This window comes from Marinobacter sediminicola (assembly GCF_031157525.1).
Taxonomy (GTDB): domain Bacteria; phylum Pseudomonadota; class Gammaproteobacteria; order Pseudomonadales; family Oleiphilaceae; genus Marinobacter; species Marinobacter sediminicola.
Genome location: NZ_JAVIXR010000001.1, coordinates 435,962 through 454,097, shown reverse-complemented (window position 1 = coordinate 454,097; position 18,136 = coordinate 435,962). Strand labels below are relative to the sequence as shown.

13 protein-coding genes and 1 riboswitch are annotated in these 18,136 nt (G+C 47.9%); of the genes, 10 read left to right on the top strand and 3 right to left on the bottom strand.

What is annotated here, in order from left to right; translation table 11 throughout:
* The first annotated feature begins 6 nt into the window (after positions 1 to 6).
* The 8 genes from RG807_RS02015 (at position 7) to RG807_RS01980 (ending at position 12,413) form a co-directional block, all read left to right on the top strand.
* The gene (locus RG807_RS02015; protein WP_309043357.1) at positions 7 to 2,646 is read left to right on the top strand and encodes a tetratricopeptide repeat protein; all 2,640 of its coding nucleotides are present in this window, start codon (positions 7 to 9) and stop codon (positions 2,644 to 2,646) included.
* Positions 2,647 to 2,837: 191 nt separating this feature from the next.
* Positions 2,838 to 2,920, top strand: a riboswitch (cyclic di-GMP riboswitch).
* A 40-nt stretch (positions 2,921 to 2,960) separates the two neighbouring features.
* A complete protein-coding gene (locus RG807_RS02010; RefSeq protein WP_309043356.1) occupies positions 2,961 to 3,704 on the top strand; it encodes a PEP-CTERM sorting domain-containing protein in 744 nt (247 codons plus the stop codon).
* A 118-nt stretch (positions 3,705 to 3,822) separates the two neighbouring features.
* A complete protein-coding gene (locus RG807_RS02005) occupies positions 3,823 to 5,259 on the top strand; it encodes an exosortase/archaeosortase family protein (RefSeq protein ID WP_309043355.1) in 1,437 nt (478 codons plus the stop codon).
* Positions 5,256 to 6,704, top strand: a complete 1,449-nt coding sequence (locus RG807_RS02000; RefSeq protein WP_309043354.1) for a lipopolysaccharide biosynthesis protein — start codon at positions 5,256 to 5,258, stop codon at positions 6,702 to 6,704. Before RG807_RS02005 ends, RG807_RS02000 begins: the two co-directional genes overlap by 4 nt.
* 99 nt (positions 6,705 to 6,803) lie before the next feature.
* Positions 6,804 to 9,020 (top strand): RIFT barrel domain-containing protein, encoded by a 2,217-nt coding sequence (locus tag RG807_RS01995; protein ID WP_309043353.1) that lies wholly within the window; start codon positions 6,804 to 6,806, stop codon positions 9,018 to 9,020.
* 375 nt (positions 9,021 to 9,395) lie between these two features.
* The gene (locus tag RG807_RS01990; protein WP_309043352.1) at positions 9,396 to 10,019 is read left to right on the top strand and encodes an acyltransferase; all 624 of its coding nucleotides are present in this window, start codon (positions 9,396 to 9,398) and stop codon (positions 10,017 to 10,019) included.
* Positions 10,019 to 11,392 (top strand): phenylacetate--CoA ligase family protein, encoded by a 1,374-nt coding sequence (locus tag RG807_RS01985; protein WP_309043351.1) that lies wholly within the window; start codon positions 10,019 to 10,021, stop codon positions 11,390 to 11,392. The genes RG807_RS01990 and RG807_RS01985 overlap by 1 nt, the downstream gene beginning before the upstream one ends.
* Positions 11,393 to 11,450: 58 nt before the next feature.
* Positions 11,451 to 12,413 (top strand): glycosyltransferase family 2 protein, encoded by a 963-nt coding sequence (locus RG807_RS01980; RefSeq protein WP_309043350.1) that lies wholly within the window; start codon positions 11,451 to 11,453, stop codon positions 12,411 to 12,413.
* Here RG807_RS01980 and RG807_RS01975 read toward each other — a convergent pair.
* Positions 12,382 to 13,557 carry a hypothetical protein gene (locus tag RG807_RS01975; protein ID WP_309043349.1) on the bottom strand — a complete coding sequence of 392 codons (1,176 nt, stop codon included), beginning with the start codon at positions 13,555 to 13,557 and terminating at the stop codon, positions 12,382 to 12,384. The two genes, RG807_RS01980 and RG807_RS01975, sit on opposite strands and share 32 nt — an antisense overlap.
* A gap of 556 nt (positions 13,558 to 14,113) precedes the next feature.
* Between RG807_RS01975 and RG807_RS01970 the strand changes: the two genes are divergently transcribed.
* Together RG807_RS01970 and RG807_RS01965 are read left to right on the top strand one after the other, a co-directional pair.
* Positions 14,114 to 14,581, top strand: coding sequence for a hypothetical protein (locus RG807_RS01970; RefSeq protein WP_309043348.1), 468 nt, complete (start codon positions 14,114 to 14,116; stop codon positions 14,579 to 14,581).
* 7 nt (positions 14,582 to 14,588) lie between these two features.
* Positions 14,589 to 15,527, top strand: a complete 939-nt coding sequence (locus RG807_RS01965) for an aminoglycoside phosphotransferase family protein (protein ID WP_309043347.1) — start codon at positions 14,589 to 14,591, stop codon at positions 15,525 to 15,527.
* 74 nt (positions 15,528 to 15,601) lie between these two features.
* Here RG807_RS01965 and RG807_RS01960 read toward each other — a convergent pair whose 3' ends face one another.
* On the bottom strand, positions 15,602 to 16,594 hold the full coding sequence (locus tag RG807_RS01960) for a hypothetical protein (protein WP_309043346.1): 993 nt from the start codon (positions 16,592 to 16,594) through the stop codon (positions 15,602 to 15,604).
* A gap of 102 nt (positions 16,595 to 16,696) precedes the next feature.
* Positions 16,697 to 18,136 carry an oligosaccharide flippase family protein gene (locus tag RG807_RS01955; RefSeq protein WP_309043345.1) on the bottom strand — a complete coding sequence of 480 codons (1,440 nt, stop codon included), beginning with the start codon at positions 18,134 to 18,136 and terminating at the stop codon, positions 16,697 to 16,699.

The window sequence follows — 18,136 nt, the reverse complement described above, 5'->3', positions numbered from 1 at the left end:
TTTTACATGATCACAAGGCACACAAAAAAGAAAACACTTCCCGGGCTGGTACTGGCAGGCAGCCTTATGCTTGCAGTACCGCTGCTAATATCCGGCTGCAACAGTGGGCCAGATACATCAGAGGCGCTCTCTCACATTACGCGTGCAGAGACATATTCCAACCAGGGCCAATTCCGATCGGCCCTGCTGGAAATCAAAAACGCCATACAAAAAGATCCGGACAACGTTGAGCACATTGTGCGCCTTGCCGATCTGTATCTGGAACTAGGCGCCGCCAAAGAAGCCGCTGAACTCCTTGCCCCCTGGGTAAAGGAACAGCCCAACGCGGTAGGCCTCACCCTTGCCCGCGCCTATGTAGAACAAGGAAAACATCTCTCAGCCATTGAAACTCTGGCACTGCAAACCCCAAGCTCCCCAGAAGACCAGCTGGAAGCATCGTTGATCCGCGCAGAAGCCTTGCGCAGATCCGGCGAAGTAGCCGAAGCCCTTGCGCTGTACACCAGCCTGGCCACAAGTAACGGCTCTAATATCCCGGCAATCACCGGTGTTCTCCAGGCTCAGATCAATCTGGGTAAAAACCAACAAGCCGTAGAGGCGGCCAGGAATTGGCTTGCAAAAAATCAAGCAGCTCCAGAAGTGCTGTACTGGAAAGGACAGGCTCAATACCGGCTGAATCAACTTGACCAAGCGGCCGCCACATTGACGGATGCGGTTGGCGAACTACCAACATCGGATATTTTCCTGCCCATCCGGCGCAATGTACTGACCACCCTCTCTCGAGTACTTACCGAGCAAGGGAAAATAACCGAAGCCCAAATTTATAACCGGATACTCGCCGAAAACATCAACACCGGCGCCCGGGAACAGGCTGAAGCCGCGGTTGCGGCCCTTAAAGAAGGGAATTTTGAGGAAGCTAAAGCCATATTGCGAGACACGCTGAAGCTTGATCCTGAAAACGAACAGGTCGCCCTGATGCTGGGTGCAATATCCGCCGGCACCGGCGATCTGGATGAAGGTGCCCAGTTACTCAAAGAAAACCTCGACCCGGAAACAACCCCCGTACAGTTCATACGGGCCGCCACCATGGCCCAGATTGATACCGGCGACAGAGAAGCTGCCCTTAAAACCTTAACCCGTGCGATAGAAGCTCGCCCCAATGACAACGAGCTGCTGGCCATGCACGGCATTCTGGCCCTTAGCCTGCCCGGCCACGAAAGCGCGGGTATCGCCAGCCTCAGTAAAGCCATTGGCAACGAACCGGGGCGCGTAAGGCTGCGCCTCGCCCTTGCAAGGCACTATCTACAGAACGATCAGCCTGAGCAGGCCCTAGGCCAATTGCGCATGGCATTCACCTCCGACCCTTCAGACTGGTCGACCACCAGCACCTATCTGAACGTGCTGATCCAGCAGGATGAAAAGCTGGAAGCGGCAGAAATCCGCGACTCACTCATCAACGGTTATGCAGATCAACCCAGGGCAATATTACTAGCAAGCCTTGCAGATGCCAGGCTTGGAAACCCCGATGCTGCAATAGCAAGGCTCGAAAAACTATCAAAAGAAAGCCCCGACCTACAGGCTCCGAAAGTGGCGCTAGCAAGCCTCTATGCGCAAACCGGCAAACGCAATGATGCCGTTAACCTGTTGGTAGCAGCTGCTGTCATGACCCCCGACGCAATACGTCCGTTACAGCAAGCCGGCCAAATTTACATGCAGGACCACACAGTGCCGGAGGCCAAAAACTGGTTGGCCGATGTCGCAAAAACGCACCCGGAACTCGAACGGAACACAGACACACTCACCGCACTGATCGAAATAACCCAAGGCGAACTGGCATCCGCCAGAGAAACTCTATCGCAATGGAAAGACAGCGACTCCATCACCGTAAAGCGAGCTCACGGTCAGTTGCTGCTGGCAGAGGCAAAGGCTGCCGCCGACAAAAACGACTGGACAAAAGCCCGAGCGAAAGCGGCCGAAGCCATAGCTCTTGAGCCAGAGAACATAGGCTTTGCGCTCCTTCCCGCAGGCATCGCACAGATGGAAGGCAAACTCGACGATGCGTTTACCGCGCTCGATGGTGTAGAAAAGATACACGGCGAACTGCCCGCGACAATTCTCTCGCGCACCAGGCTTTTGCAACAACAAAAGGGCCCCAAAGGCGCCTACGACTATCTTGCAGACAGATGGCAAGCCACCAAAGATCTTAACTTGATGCCATCCCTCATTGTGCTTGCACAAGCGAGCGCACCCGACTCAATGGATGGTTTAACCCAAAACTGGGTACAGGAAGCACCGCAAAGCCTTGCCGCACACATGGCGCGAGCTGATTGGCTACTGACTAACGGCCAGGAGGCAGCTGCTGTAAACCATTACGAGCAAGTGATAGCCAAACAGCCAAACAGCGTGGCTGCACTCAACAATCTGGCTTGGACCCTTCGTGAAGAAAATCCCGAACGGGCACTCAACATGGCCAAGCGAGCCAGCGATCTCGCACCAAATAGCCCAGCCGTATTGGATACCTATGGCTGGATACTGCACCTGACCGGAAAGCATGCCGAAGCCAAAACAGTGATAGAAAAAGCACTGGATCTCGCACCAGGCAATGCAGAGATTGAAGCCCACCTTGAGACTGTAAAAAAAGCAATGTAAAGAACCTCGACAGCCCTGTCGGGTTCGAATACACAAAAGGCCTGAGGCAATAGCGCTTCAGGCCTTTTTTTAAAGCGCTCGTCGATTTTTTTTACATATCGCTGACGCCGATTACGAAATAGACATACACATCAGTACCTTAAAAACTTGGCACGCGAATCGCTTAGTATTACCCATAGGATCGGGTACTACCGGTCGTATGCCAAACCATCTGTGAGGGTGGGACGGAAAGCCAAGGATCTCGAAAACAACAAGAGACAGCCTGGTTGCAAGCAAACTACAAGGAATTAGAGCTAGACAACCGGAGAATTATTATGAAAATTAAACTCTTAGCAGCTGCTGTTGCATTATCGGCCAGCGCATTCGCAGTAAACGCGACGCCTGTGGATGTTAGTGGTGCCAATGGCGAAGCAACTTTGCAAGACATCATCAACGGCATTACCGTTGGCGGCGTTTCTTCGATCGACGTAAACCTAAATCAGGCTGCTCCAGACGAAGTTTGGGTAAACACTGACTCAGGTCAAACGCCTACTCGTTTTGTCGCAGAAATAGCCGGCAACGCTGCAATTAACAGCTTTGGCATATACGACCCCAACGACATCACGAAGAACTACACTCTCTTCGGTGGCAGCGCTACTGCCGGTGCTATGACTTCTTTCGGTATCGACAGTGATGGCAGTGTATATGCCGACATCGGCGGATTCTCTGATACCGGCATTGACTTCTCATCGACATCCTTTGGTTTCTTTATGACCAATGGCACCGACACCTTCTACTCTGAGAAGAGTAAGAACGGTGGTGAAGACCAGATGGTTGCCTTCCAAGGCACTGGCGCCGATACCATTAACCTTCCAGGCTTTGGTGGTGACGCAGCATGGACGGCCGGCGGTTGGTTGCTAGCGTTCGAAGACCAGCTCTATAGCAATTCTGACAAAGACTTCAACGACCTTGTAGTCTTCATTGAATCGGCTATGCCGGTACCAGAGCCCGGCACCCTGGCCCTCCTCGGCCTTGGCCTTGCAGGACTTGGTGCAGCTCGCCGTCGTCAGAAAGCCTGATTTCGGTTGAGTAATGAAAAGCCAGCTTCGGCTGGCTTTTTTTTGTTTTGAATTTGAGTTCTATGTAGTAGCTATACACAGTATCCTGTCGATTGGTCAGTAGTGCGGCGGAGAAACGATGTTAAGGAAGACATTAGACAACCTACCTCTTTCCAGGCCTTACTTGGTCGTTACCGCTATTGCGGTGCTTATTTTTTATCCGACCTGGATCCGGCTCGCACAAGCATGGCTGGAATTCGAGCAAGTTCTCGCCCATGGCTTGGCTACTGCCCTGATTTTTATCGGGCTACTACTAATCCACCCGCCCAAAAGCGCAACCAACCACACACAGCTCAAGCCCTATCATCTCATAGGTGCCATTCTGCTGGTTGTAACAACACTAGCGTGGGCACTGCTCGAACTCGTTCGCATCGACACCCTTGCCTACCTGATGCTCCCAGCTGGCGTAATAGCAGCTGCCTGGGCACTGCTCGGGCTCGCACGAACCCTTAGCTTCCTCCCCTACGTTTTGCTTTTGTCGCTATCACTGCCTATATGGGCAGACATGGTTCCCGCACTGGTAGACCTGGCCAGCATAGTAGTAGGAACCTGGGTTAGCTGGTTTGGTATGACAGCCCTGATTGAGGGCAACAGCATCACCCTACCCTACGGCCGTCTCCTCATTGCCGATGGCTGCTCCGGCATCCGGTATTTTGCAATTTCCATATTACTGGCAATGATGACCTCCATTCTTAACGACTATCGCTGGCGTGATTGGCTGACCACTCTGCTGATAGCCGTGACACTCGCCCTTATCGCGAATTGGGTGCGCATTACGATTCTAGTGGTGGTTGCCTACGAAACCGACATGCAAAGCGACATGCTTTCCGATCATGAAACCATGGGCTGGGTTGTGTACGGATTATTCGTTTTGCCGGCGCTGTACTTCTCACCCGTCCGTAAAAGAAATTCAGAATCGGCTGAGCCCCATACAAAGCTCGGCTTTCAAAAGACTGGCATCGCCGCCGTAATTATCGCCATAGTATTAGGCCCCATCGCCCTAACCATCATTCAGCCTTCAAATAAAGCAGTTTCCCCCTGGATCCTTGAACTAGCCAGCACCACACCGGCAAGTGCTGACAAGATGCCAATACCGCTCACACTGCCAAGCACGCTTACCCAGCAGGTATGGAATTTCGATGGAGCTTGGATATCCCTCGCCCAAAGCCAGAAAACCACCGCTAAAGAAAAGCTTGTGCCCTACTTGCGGCCACCATTCGACCACTCACTCTGGCAGATTCAGGAAACCTACGCCCCAGGGCTAGTGCGCGTTCGGAATATCCTCAACAGGAAGCAAGTTATTGTTGGGCAGTGGTATCAGGTTGGTTCATATCGCGCTTGGACATACAGCGAGGCAAAGCTATTACAGGTTTTAGCAATGCTGAAAGGAGAACAGCGGTTTGCCCTTGTGACGCTACAGGCTGAATGTGGACAAACAGAGTGTGACAGAGCGGTTGCAAAGCTGGATCACCAAATGCCGCTTATCAATAGTCGCCTGACACCCAGCAAGCAATGACAACCAGCTTGAGAGTGCTTAAAAGCGCTGGCCTGTTGCTAGGCATGCAACTTGTGCAGCGCGGCCTCGGCATAATCAGCACCCTGATTCTCGCCCGACTACTCTTACCCGAGCACTTCGGTGTTGTCGCCCTCGTTATCATTGCGCTGCAGTTCTTTGAGCTGCTGGTTGAGATCGGCAACCAGCAGTACATCATTCAAAAAACCGATGTCACAGAAGCAGACCTCAACACCGCATGGAGCATGGACATTGTTATCAAGTCCACCATGTTCGCGTTAATTCTCATTTTGGCGCCCTTTCTAGCCGATTTCTTTGGCACCCCGGAGCTCTCAACAGCATTAGCCGTTGCCGCAATTACGCTGCCGCTCAGAGCCCTAAAAAGCCCTGGCATGATGTTGTTAGCACGAGAAATAAACTATCGCCCAATCTTTAAGCTCACACTTTGGCAAAAAGGACTCTCGTTTATCGTTGTGATCGGCTGGGCTTTCATCAGCCCAAGCCACTGGGCAATCATATCGGGCACCGTTGTATCAGGGCTGATCTTCACCATAGGGTCGTATGGTGTTCACGACTTCCGCCCCCGCTGGACTCTCATTCACTTTCGCCAACAGTGGCAGTTTTCTCAATGGCTGCTTTTGCGAGGAATCGTTGGTTTTACACGATCCCAAATAGACAACTTGATGGTTTCACGCCTATTTGGCACCGCACAACTTGGTGGGTACAACCTGGTACGCGAGGTCAGCCTCCTGCCAGCACTGTCAGCCATAATTCCGATGAGCGAACCGTTGCTCGCTGCCATATCAGAAAGCAAAGCGGACAAGCAGGCACTTGCCTACCGTATACGGTTGAGCCTTGCACTTATGATAACCGTGCTCACCCCGATAACTGCTTTCATAATGATGTACCCAGAACTCATCATTCGTGTTCTTCTGGGACCAGACTGGAATGAATTCGCTTCTTTACTGGAACCCTTCGGATTGTTCTTCTTTACCTTCTGTCTTTTTGCATTGATTAGCGATGCCATCATCGCTCAAGGACGAGTAAAACTGCTCTTCTGGTTTGATGTCATCTCAACTGCCATCATCATTGTAACCCTCTGGTTAACGGCCACAGGTGGTCTGGAAATCATGGCTTGGGCCCGGGGTTGGTTGGCTGTCGCAACCACTATCGCACTGCTACTCATCCTGGAACAACAAACCGGATTCTCATCCGCCAAACTTCTGTTCTTGTGCATTCCCGCTCTTACAGGAACATCGCTAGGGATTTTGGCAGTTCAGTCAATAGACCTTTCCGGCAGTCATTTCCTGGTGCAGTTTATAGCGTTAGGCACCCTGCATGTCACAATCGCGGCACTCGTTACAGGTATTACCGGACTGGCTTTACTTAGAGGAACTGAAGAGTGGGGGCAACTCCGCTATCTTCTGAATCAGGCCCGCGGTAAATGAGTGGAAACAAGTTCCTGCACCAGCAAAATGGGGCTTTATGTTACTTCGCGGGCAGATTATTCTAGGCATCAAACAGGGAGTTAAGCAGTAGGCAAGCTTATGGAAAAAGTAGCCATTCAAATAAGGGAACAAAACGGTACGACTCGTATTAGAGAGCCTGTTGGCCTAGGCATCCCTCTGCCTAAAGGCACCGTGAGAATTGCACAGCAACTCACACTGATGGATGGTGATAAGCCTCTTACTGTGCAGCTACAGCCCCTTGCCCATTGGCCAGACGGCAGCATACGCTGGGTTCATGTAAGCACTTTGGTAGATCTGACCCTAAACAACCAGAAAGACTTGGTGCTTGCCCACCTGCAAACACCCTCCCCCAGCCCAACTAAACCAGTTAGCAACCAAACAGCAGGTGGTCTTCAGATTACTACAGCAACCGGCAGCATTATTCTGCAACCGGGCAGCTTGGCTTGGCAGGTTCGTAACCCAAACGATGAAGTCGTGCCCTCTTCGGTAATCCTCAGTGACGACGCAGGAGCGACCTGCACAGCAAAAGCCGAGTCCAACTGGGAAATCACCCACAAAGGGCCCGTTTTTGTAGCGGCCACATTGAAAGGCCAATGGCTAAAGCAATCCAGCCAACCGCTTGCAAGATTCGAATGCGAACTGCGTATTTTTCTGGAAACCGGGCTAGTACAAGTTGAGCTGATAACACACAACCCCAAGCGGGCGCGCCACCCTGGCGGATTGTGGGATTTGGGGGATCCAGGCTCCGTACACTTCCGTGAACTCGCTGTAGAAACAATAATTCCAGGCTCCAGTACCGCCAAGGTCACACCACAGGCAACAGATGTAAGCCCAAGCGTTTTAAATCTTGCTGACTTCAACCTTTATCAAGATTCTAGCGGCGGCGAAAACTGGCAAAGCCGAAATCACGTAGACGCGAACGGTGAAATCACTGCCCAATTTTGTGGTTACCGTCTCACTAGCGCAGGCAAACTCGAACTCGAAGGTAAGCGCGCCAATCCACTAGTGAGCATTGAGCACGATTTTGGACAGCTACAGCTTGCAGTACCTCACTTCTGGCAGAATTTTCCAGCAAGTCTGCGAAAAGAAGGAGGCAAAGTAACTGTTGGACTCTTTCCGAAAGATTCCATGAGTTCCTACGAGCTACAAGGCGGCGAAAGAAAGACTCTGCGCTGCCTTATGAGCCACCAGTGCAACACCAGCTTATCTACATTGGCCTACACACCTCTGACACCAATAATCGCCCCAGAGTGCTACGAGCGAGCTGAGGCTTTCCCTTGGTTTAAAGCCAATGCACAACCCGGCCCACTAGACCAACTTATTGCCGAGGGCCTTGAAGGCGAATCCAACTTCTTTGCTAAAAGAGAAGTAATTGACGAGTTTGGCTGGCGCAACTTTGGCGATATCTTTGCAGACCATGAAACCCTTTACCAAGCCGCAGGTGAAGAATCGTTTATCTCCCATTACAACAATCAGTACGACGCCATATACGGCTTCGCACGACAGTTCGCGCTGACCAGAGATAGGCGCTGGTTCGAGTTGATGGACGACCTCGCCAGCCACGTTTCAGATATAGACATCTATCATACTGAGGAAGACCGAGCGGAATACAATAACGGCCTGTTCTGGCATACCGACCATTATCTGGATGCCTACACAGCTACTCACAGGACCTTTTCCAAGCACAATGACACCAGCTCAACGCCCGGCCAGACCGGCGGCGGGCCAGCGGCTGAGCATTGCTACACTACCGGATTGCTTTACCACCATTACATGACAGGCTCGCAAGCCTCACGGGATGCAGTTCTGCAACTAGCTAATTGGATTCGCACTTCCCACGAAGGCCAAGGCGGGCTATTGGAGCAGATCCTGGCCCTGAAGAAAAACGAACTGCCAATGCTGAAAGCTCTACTGAAAGGACAGCGCCCCTCCGCACACCAATACCCGTTTACCAGAGGCACTGGTAACTATCTCAATGCCTTGCTGGACGCATCACTACTGGAACCTGGCAAGGACTGGCTGAAACAGGCAGAGGTGGTCATTAGCAAAACCATCCATTCAGCAGATACTATAGAAGATCGCAACTTGTTAGAGGTGGAAACTGGCTGGTCATACCTGATACTGATGACAAGTATTGCACGCTACCTGCACATCAAAAGGGAATTCGGCGATACTGATACCCACTTCACCTATGCGTACGATGCGTTCATGCATTATGCGAACTGGATGCTGGAGAATGAGCGCCTTTTCTGTCCGATCCCGAGCAACTCGAATTCCCCAACGACACATGGGTAGCCCAGGATATACGCAAAGCGATGCTGATGTTTCAAGCAGCAGAGCTAAACCCGGCAGACGCAAAAAGCTTCCAGAATAGAGGGCGGCTGTGGTTAACAGAGACCTGTGAAACTCTAACCAAAGGCGAACAAAAGCACTATTCACGGATACTGATTATATTGATGCAGAATTATGGGCCTCATCAGTCGTGTTACAGGGAAGGCGTGTCCGAAGCACTAACAGGCGAGCGTTCAAAAGCAACGCCCAATAAGCTTCCGGTACTTACATTGGGGGAGCTGCTAGCTAGAGTAGTAACCAGATTAGTAAGAGGCGCACTCACGTTCAGGCCTGCAAAGGAGCGCGCTTGGATTCAAGCTCGATTGGATCGTACTTAATATGCGAACTTTAAAACGTTTCCTGAAGCTAGCCTTTCTGGCACTTGCATTCCCGCTGTATTTGCTCTTCTTGCTGTTCGCTCAACTGGGCAGCATCGATAGCGTGTTCATGTCATTTTCGCAGGGTCTAAGCCTTATACCCGGAAAATTCGGAACCTACGTCCGCGCTGCGTTCTACCACCTCTCCTGCCCAGCCACCTCTGACGAAATCTCAGTTGGCTTTTTGACGATACTGTCCCACCGCAACACCAGTATCGCCAAAGGGGTGTATATCGGGCCACAGTGCAATATTGGCATGTGCTCCATTGGGGAAAACACTTTGATTGGCAGTGGCGTGCATGTTCTTAGCGGTAGTCGCCAACATGAGTTCACAGATATTACAAAGCCCATTCAGGAGCAAGGCGGCACTTTTGAAAAAGTCCGGATAGGAGCAGACTGCTGGTTGGGAAACACTGCACTAGTGATGGCGAGCCTAGAAGACCACAGTATACTTGCAGCTGGCAGTGTCCTGACAAAACCTTCTGCCAAGGGAGATATTCTCGTGGGCAACCCCGCGAAATGTATCAGCAATCGATTTAAGCCCAGCTCACCCTCTGCACACCAGCAATCAGAGGTGGCCGAATAATGAAGGGCATCATAGAAGCAATTTACTACCGCTCACCGGTCTTCCTACAGAACCTATTGGTGTCTGCGTATGGATACAAGCTATATCATAAACGCTACTCAGGACCACTCTATCGCGAGATTATGGAGAAGGTTCGCCTCTGCCGTTCCTGGAACTCCGAAGAGATCGAGGCATATCAAAGCGAACGTCTGCATGAAATGGTAAAGCACTGTCGGCTAAACATCCCTTACTACCAGCAACAATTTGCTGAACATGGGATCCACGAAAATGATATTACTTCGACAGAACACATTACACGCTTGCCCATTCTCGAAAAACAGAAGCTAAAAGAACACTCTCAGCTATTTACCGAACCCGGCACAAAACCCTTCATGCTTCAGCACACAAGCGGTAGCACCGGCACACCTCTTGCATTAATGGTCAACGAAGAAACCTACAAGCTTGCAATGGCGTTGCTCGTGGATCATGAAGAACACCACGGCGTTCCATTTGGCGCAAAGCGGGCAACCTTCGCTGGAAGAATGATTCAACCAGCAACCGATATGACGCCACCGTTTGCCAGGATGAACCGGGCAGAAAACCAGAAGTTGTTTTCCAGCTATCACCTCAACAGCCAAACCTTTCCTTGGTACCGAGCAGAACTGGACCGATTTCAACCTGCTGAACTTATTGGCTATCCCTCAGCAATCTGCGATCTTGCGACACGGTACAGAGAAGCAGGCGTTTCGCCAGCGTTCCGCCCTGCCGCTATCGTTACTAACTCAGAGACCCTCCTCGAATGGCAACGAGCAGTCATTGAAGACGTATTCGGCTGTAAAGTCAGCGACTATTATGGCACCGCGGAATACGTGCTTTTTGCTGGCCAGGACAAGAATGGGATTTATCTCTTAAACCCACTAATAGGGATAACCGAACTCCTAGCGCAACCTGGCGATAGTGAGGCAAAGAGACTAATTACAACGACCATAACCAATACAAAAATGCCCTTACTCCGCTATGACCTTGGCGATACAGCTGAAAGCCCATCAGAACACCATTCAGGAACTGTCGTTCATCAACTCAGAACCATCAATGGCCGGATAGATGATTATGTTGAAACTCCAGATGGAAGAAAGATTGGCCGTATAGACCACATTTTTAAAGGGTTAGGGGGTATTTCGGAAGCCCAGGTTATTCAGGATGCCCCAGACCATTGCACCATTAAGATCACCAGCCAGTCAGCCTTATCGGAGATGGATAGAGAGGCCCTAAAAACCAACTTTTCAGCCCGTACAGGTGGAGCATTTAAGCTTACCGTAGAGACTGTTTCCTCAATACCGCGGGGGCCCAATGGGAAATTCAAAAGCGTCCTTAGAAGTATCTCTCCGAGTTAGTTGAACAAACCTTATATCGACCACAGGTCCGAAAAAGAGAGCATTGTAGGATTAAAAAATGGATTTCAAATTTATTAGTGTCATAGTACCTGCGCACAATGAAGAACAATATATATCACATTGCCTCAAGTCTCTTGCTGCTCAAGATTACCCAAAACACAAATACGAGGTAATTGTTGTAGATAATAATTCAACCGATCAAACCAGTGAAATAGCAAATAATTTCGAAGTTAAAGTAGTACAGCAGACATCTGGGCCTGTCGGCGCGGTAAGAAATACTGGCGCGAAGTTGGCTAACGGCGAGTTGCTGGCCTTCATTGATGCAGATTGCGTTGCGCCCGTTGATTGGCTTTCTAAAGGAGCCAACCTACTAAATACGCATGGCACGGTGTACGGAGGTGATTGTGATCTCCGAAAGCAACCTCACTGGATAGAAAAAGCTTGGTTGTTGGAAAACAAGTCGCCACCCAAAGATCTCTTGGGATGTTGCATTTTTATAAGAAAAATTGATTTTTTAAAAGTAGGATTATTTGACGAGAAAATCACATCCGGTGAAGACACCAAATTATCTAATTATTTAAAAGCTCAAGACTACAATGTAATAATGACAAAGGAAATTAACATTATCCATCTCGGTAATCCGAGCACTCTCAAGAATTTTTTATTAAGGCAAGTATGGCACTCAGAGAATTACCTACAAAACTGGAGTGGAACTAGATCAGATCCAACATTCTATTTTATTATTCTATTTCTAATAGCTATAATGTCATTTATTTCGAGCTTAATTGATCGAAACATATCCAACGCTCTAATATCAATGCCTTTTATTTTCGGCATTCCTTTAATCTTTACACTTAAGAGATTACGCAGGTCAAAGAACTTAGAGAAAAACCTGCGTAATCTATTGGCTATCTACTTCCTCGACGCTGTCTATCTATCTGGTCGTATTCTTGGGCTCTTCAAAAGCTTATGGAAAACAGCCTTACAATTCACCTCACGTCAAAGCCAGCGGGTGGATTAGGGGGAACAACAATGGTACCGCTTCCAGAATCAACATAATCGGGTATATCATTGCGGATAATCAGATCGTCTATTGAGTACCACTCCTCATGGCGCTCTTCATTGGGATAGGTTTGGAAAAAATCATTGCCGCCGATTGCGACTAAATTCCACTTTGCATTTTCGTCACGAGTCTCCGACGGACGAATCCAAGGAATCTCAGTGCTCACAAATATTTGCTTATCATTCAGCCATTGGCGGAAAACACCGTCCTTTACACCGGGAGCCGAGTTCATTTTTACGTAAAACGCCATCTTCGTCCACGAGTCGCCGGGGCCAAAAATCTGATCATGCCCCACCAAACCTGACGTATTTTTGGTTATAAAACCGCCGTTAAGACGATCAGCAATAACAGGATCGGCTCCAGTGGGCCCCCTCCCCGCCAGGCTACTGGAGAAGTTCAAATTAAAGTCGCCCAGACTTCCGGAGATAATGGAATTTCCTACATCCGGGATGTCAGCGCCGGTGAGTTTGTAATTATCACTGTGGGGGCCCCCTCTGAAGGCCAATGCGTTACGAAGGCCGTATTTGTTAACCGAGTGATCCCACAACGCAATAGGGCCAACATTACCGTCGGAAAATGCACCATATTCTTCCCCATCACCACTCCAACTGGATACCCTAAACATTTTTGAGGCAGCGCTGGGTCTGCCAGGGACTTGTTCACGCGTCCAGTTAGGGTCGAATCTAATCCAAAACTCAACGTAAAGCTCGTCATAACCCTCTGGAAAATATTTGAGCAAGATTGACTCAGAGGCCCAGTAATTCCATCCTCTATCATAAGAGTCTCGCCAACTCACAAAACTTTTACCTTTACCCCCACGGGCCTTGTTAGCATTGGACGCAAGTATCTCGATTGTTTCATGCTTGTCTTGATAGCCTTTGGATGGTGCCCATGTCGGGTCTTGCCGAATGGAGTACCAACCTTCTGGAATTGTGTGAGTTGTTGCCCTCTGTACGGTGTCCGTACTATGCATGGCACTAGTCCAATCTGGCTGGCCGTCGAAACTTTCTTTAAAAATCACTTCTGAATGCAGCACCGGAGATACCAGAAGAGCGCCAAACGTTAAAAGCCCATGAACAAAATGCTTTTTCAACAAGAGCATAGCTATTTCCTTTACCAAGCTTTCAGCCGAACTCTTGAATGGGATTATCTCCCCCATTTCTTGTCCGATACGGAAAACTCATCAACCAATGTAATGTTGGGCACAACACAGTAGGATACCGCCAAACCCAACCAATATGTACCAATGCTAGCAGAGAACCCATAGGCAATCATATTGTAAAATAGCGTCAAATTGCGGGGAATCGTTTCAGTAATGATGGTGAGTCGCATCCTTTAGTAACATTTCGTTATAGCATCATCTGTACGGACAAGTGTCGATAGGACATTTTGATGCATTTCCGGATGTGAGGTGTTCTGTTGCAAGCGCAGAGCTTGGGGTTCACAAGCCTGAAATGGCTGAATGATTCCAAACGTCAAGCCAGCATAGAGGTGATACTACCAAATGTAATCCCCCCAGTATCAAGGCGGGGTTATACTTTCTATCTATAACTTAACAACTGGAACTGGAGATGCGGTGAACAAGCTTCTAGTATTGGCGATACGACAAAACGTCATATTTTCCATTCCTTTTCAAAATTTCATATTTCGAGCTCTCTATGCCTGACCACACTGCAAAGGAAGAGCAGTTTTCCCAACTTGAAGATGTATTACAAAGCCCTGTTGTAATGCTGCAACTCGCTGATTCTGCGGCAACTACTCTTAAAGTCCGACAACTTCTTCAAGCTTCCAAGCGCTGCTGCATCATTACTAATACCAGTACGAGCAACCGGAAATTAAAAAACATCAAAACGCTCTACCACAGTTTGGCTACGCTCAACAAGCTACAACAGGATTTTTCTCACGAAGACCCCCTGACGAATGCAAACCTTGTTGGTATTTATCCCTCACTGGATTACCCAGCATGCGTTTATGAGCTTAACACCAGCGCAGATCTGTATGTTTCAGCCAACATTTTGCCGTACGATCATTCTAACTTGGCAAGAATGATCAGAAATGTGGTCGCGAAGCTTCTCGGAGCCAATCCAGCAATTGGCGGCTTAGGCCTCATTTTGAGCAGGGAATAGAATAGCCATGTATTTCATTAAACATCTGCTGTCCACCGCTGGCTTGCTGGATGACCATGCAGATACATACTCAATTGCGTGCGTAAGTACCAGTCGGCCAATTTATCTGGTCTTCAATATAAATTCTGACTATCCAGCCTACGTAGTTCGTAAGCTAGACGACGCCCACGCTTTCCACTCCAACCATATTCACAGCGAACTCTATAGCCTAGTGGGCAACCTAGTTCCCGAGCCTGTGGGAATTTATGAACATGCCAGCGAAAAGTATGATGTGCAACGCGGTGTAAAAGGTGCCCCCTGGTTTCAAGTAAAATCAAAAATCCGTTCTGAGGATGAAAGGAAACTCCTCGAAACAAGAATGTGGCAAACACTTACGAACTTTCACGCGGCGATTAGGGCGAAAGAGAAGATCGAGAACAAAACCAACAAGCTCAAGCCTCACGAAGAACTACGTAAAGCCTTTTTGGAATATCAGAGCACGGGCGAGACGGAGAATACCGAACTCGAAAAGCTCGTCGAACTTGCGATTAACGATCTCTCACAAATGCCCAATTGCTCATCGATACCTCAACATGGCGATTTTTGTCTGAACAATCTGATTATCGACACTGGTCATATCACTGTGATTGATTTTGAGGATTTCGCCATTACGGCAATGCCAATGTATGACCACTTTACCCTGGCTCTATCACTTCCCTCATGCGGACCATCGCCATTTAGTGCGGCTCAAGTTATCACAAACAGAAATCTGGTCAACAATGCGCAAATTATTGATATTCCAGAGAACACTATAAAATGGCATTTCCTTCACCACCTTCTGCTGAGACTAGGCCCATGGAGTACAGGGGTAAAAAGAAAGTCTTATCGCATATGGCTTATAAAGGTACTAGAAAGCTTTCTCTTCAATCAAAAATATGAGAAAAATGACTTGACCAACGAGCTTTAGAAGTGCGTCAATATATACGGCCAACCCAGAAAAAAATTCAGGCCTTGGTGTTCGCAATTGGATTTAAAGATCGCTTATCGAAACACTTCCTTAGCGATCTTTCCGTATAGCCCACCTCTGTGCTTACAAATAAAATGTATATATTTTGCCTTATTCAAGTCGGGCATAAAATTATTTTTCTGATAATACGGAGTAATTAAGGGATAAAGATCAAATGAAAGTGGCTCAGAAGGAATTAATGAGCATACAGCCCTCCAAAAGCACTCATCACCAAGAATTGGATAATCTTTCTCTGAAATCAACTTTCTCACAACATCCATCAAGAATTCTGAACTGACATCTTCCTTTTTGTAGCCGTACAACCCGCCATTAAAGCTATTAACAGGCGTTCCGTTTGGAAAAATTCTGCTGAAATTTTTGGGCTCTACCTTCAGGTTTGGAAATTGTGGAATAGAGTAAAACGCACTACTTTTCTCAGATTTTATCCAATCAATTAGTTCATCCGGCCGCTTAACAAATAAGATATCAGAGTCCATAACAATTATTTTCTTTGCTTCTGATAGAACATGAAAGTCAAAAACCTTTAATGCCCAAGCTCTGCGCTGCTTCTCATATCCTGGAGGCAGCTCAAATCTTCCAGCAATCTTTTGCCTTAACTGGAAGACATCAGTGTTTGGTTTTATTATATCCTCTGCGCCTTGATAGCTGATGCACCTCGATGAAGGGATTGCGGATTTTATCAAATCAGACATGCTCTCATCTAAAGACTCATCACCATGAAACACTACTGATATATCGGGATAATACCTTAAAAAAGACTTACAAGCAGCTATCGCCATATATAAATCTCTTTCACAGGTTAGCATATGCAATTCGGTATCCGCGTTCTTAGCACACGCTATAGGTGGACCGTCAGAAATATCACGTAAGATTTTGGTTAGCCGATTAGCGTATAAAAGTTTTTGGTAACGATGCTCGATAGATATCGGAAGCCGCCTTTCGACCAAAAAAACACGATAGAGTTTTTGAAAGATGTTTTCTTCTTTTTCAATATCATTATTCAACATACTCTATTACCCCATACATTAAAGTAAAATTAGCGCAATTTAACAATTAATCTGGCCTAAGATTTTTCATAGATCTGGAGTTAATAATAGCTCACTTTTATTTTATGAAAAGTTATCAGGAAATGCTTTAATAAGCTCAGTTCGCAACGGATGCCTGAAAACAAATAAAGATAGAAGCCATATAAAAGGTAATAAGAAAATTATCTGAAGGAACGAATAAAATGGTGCTATCTCCCTGAAGGGCCAAGCGTACGCAATTCCCTGAACAGCCGACCAACAGCATATCGCAACCATTAAACTAGGAACTAAAGAGAGAAAGTGCTTAAAAATTTTAATATTTATTCGAGTTTTCACAAAAAATGCCGAAACTACAAAATCGGCAACACCACCCACTATAAAACCATAGGCAGCTCCCTGCATTCCATCTTTGTGGTAACCTAAAATGACTGCTGCTAAAAACACAATAAAAACGATAAGCTCTTTAGCAAACATTGAGCTTTCATAGCCAAGTGTAATGAGCGCCTGTGGAGCAAGAATGTGCGGTGCCCTCAGCATCGCCCATACTGCTACGACTGACGCAATCGGTGCCGCAGCATCCCACTGATCGCCAAACATCAGCCTTATCGCCGGGAGGCTGGCAACACTCCCAACTGCGAGTACAGGCCATAGAACACCGGTAATAAGCTGTGAAGCATTAAGATACGCTTTCACAACATCGCCACCGCGATTATTTATGTCCGCCAAATAGGGAGCCGCCACAGGATATATACCAGACATAATCGTTTCCGTCACAAAAACCATCAGCCCAAGTCCTCGCGAAAACATTCCGACCTCTGCTGGAGTTCCCATTTTTCCCAACACCATATCCGGGGCTGTTTGCTGGGCTTTTCGAATCACGTGCCCTAACGAAGTATATACACCTACTTTGGCAATAACTCTCATATTATTGAACTTTGGTCGATAGATGCTCACATCACGACTAGCGTATAGAAACAAGACAGCTTGAACAAACACTGCCGCCAAGTTACCAATCGCCAAAGAGTAAAAGCTAAATCCAAATAAAATCAATATTACCGTTATGGCAAACTGTGAAATTGACGCAGCGATATATACATTGGAAATCAAACCAAATTTGTATTTTCGGCTTAAAATAGCGTGGGGAATGCTTATGTAGGGTGCTATAAAAAAACTCACAGAAAGCAGCACAAAAAGCCCACCCAACTCTTCTATTTCGAAAAAATCTGACAGAGGGAAAGCTGCAATAACAATCGAAATACCCATAAACCATGAAACGAGCAGGGTAAGCCCATAAGATGACCGGATCTTATCGTTGGTTAGCTCCTTCTCCCTAACAAGGTAAGCGTTTGCTCCCAACACCCTGAACTCTGCCATTATCATAACTAAAGAACTGGCAACAGCAAAAACGCCAATCTCAGTGGGCGTTAATAGCCTTGCAATGACCATCGAACTGGCGAGTCCGATAAACATCAGGAGATACCGTCCAAGAGACGAAAAAATTACAGCACGCCTGACATTAGCCAT

Bases quoted from the DNA above. Each gene is read 5' to 3' on its own strand.
- RG807_RS02010 (WP_309043356.1), top strand. From the start codon at position 2,961: ATGAAAATTAAACTCTTAGCAGCTGCTGTTGCATTATCGGCCAGCGCA.
- RG807_RS01990 (WP_309043352.1), top strand. From the start codon at position 9,396: ATGCGAACTTTAAAACGTTTCCTGAAGCTAGCCTTTCTGGCACTTGCA.
- RG807_RS01970 (WP_309043348.1), top strand. From the start codon at position 14,114: ATGCCTGACCACACTGCAAAGGAAGAGCAGTTTTCCCAACTTGAAGAT.
- RG807_RS01995 (WP_309043353.1), top strand. From the start codon at position 6,804: ATGGAAAAAGTAGCCATTCAAATAAGGGAACAAAACGGTACGACTCGT.
- RG807_RS01960 (WP_309043346.1), bottom strand. From the start codon at position 16,594: ATGTTGAATAATGATATTGAAAAAGAAGAAAACATCTTTCAAAAACTC.
- RG807_RS01975 (WP_309043349.1), bottom strand. From the start codon at position 13,557: ATGCTCTTGTTGAAAAAGCATTTTGTTCATGGGCTTTTAACGTTTGGC.
- RG807_RS02000 (WP_309043354.1), top strand. From the start codon at position 5,256: ATGACAACCAGCTTGAGAGTGCTTAAAAGCGCTGGCCTGTTGCTAGGC.
- RG807_RS02015 (WP_309043357.1), top strand. From the start codon at position 7: ATGATCACAAGGCACACAAAAAAGAAAACACTTCCCGGGCTGGTACTG.
- RG807_RS01980 (WP_309043350.1), top strand. From the start codon at position 11,451: ATGGATTTCAAATTTATTAGTGTCATAGTACCTGCGCACAATGAAGAA.
- RG807_RS01985 (WP_309043351.1), top strand. From the start codon at position 10,019: ATGAAGGGCATCATAGAAGCAATTTACTACCGCTCACCGGTCTTCCTA.
- RG807_RS01955 (WP_309043345.1), bottom strand. From the start codon at position 18,136: ATGGCTAATGTCAGGCGTGCTGTAATTTTTTCGTCTCTTGGACGGTAT.
- RG807_RS01965 (WP_309043347.1), top strand. From the start codon at position 14,589: ATGTATTTCATTAAACATCTGCTGTCCACCGCTGGCTTGCTGGATGAC.
- RG807_RS02005 (WP_309043355.1), top strand. From the start codon at position 3,823: ATGTTAAGGAAGACATTAGACAACCTACCTCTTTCCAGGCCTTACTTG.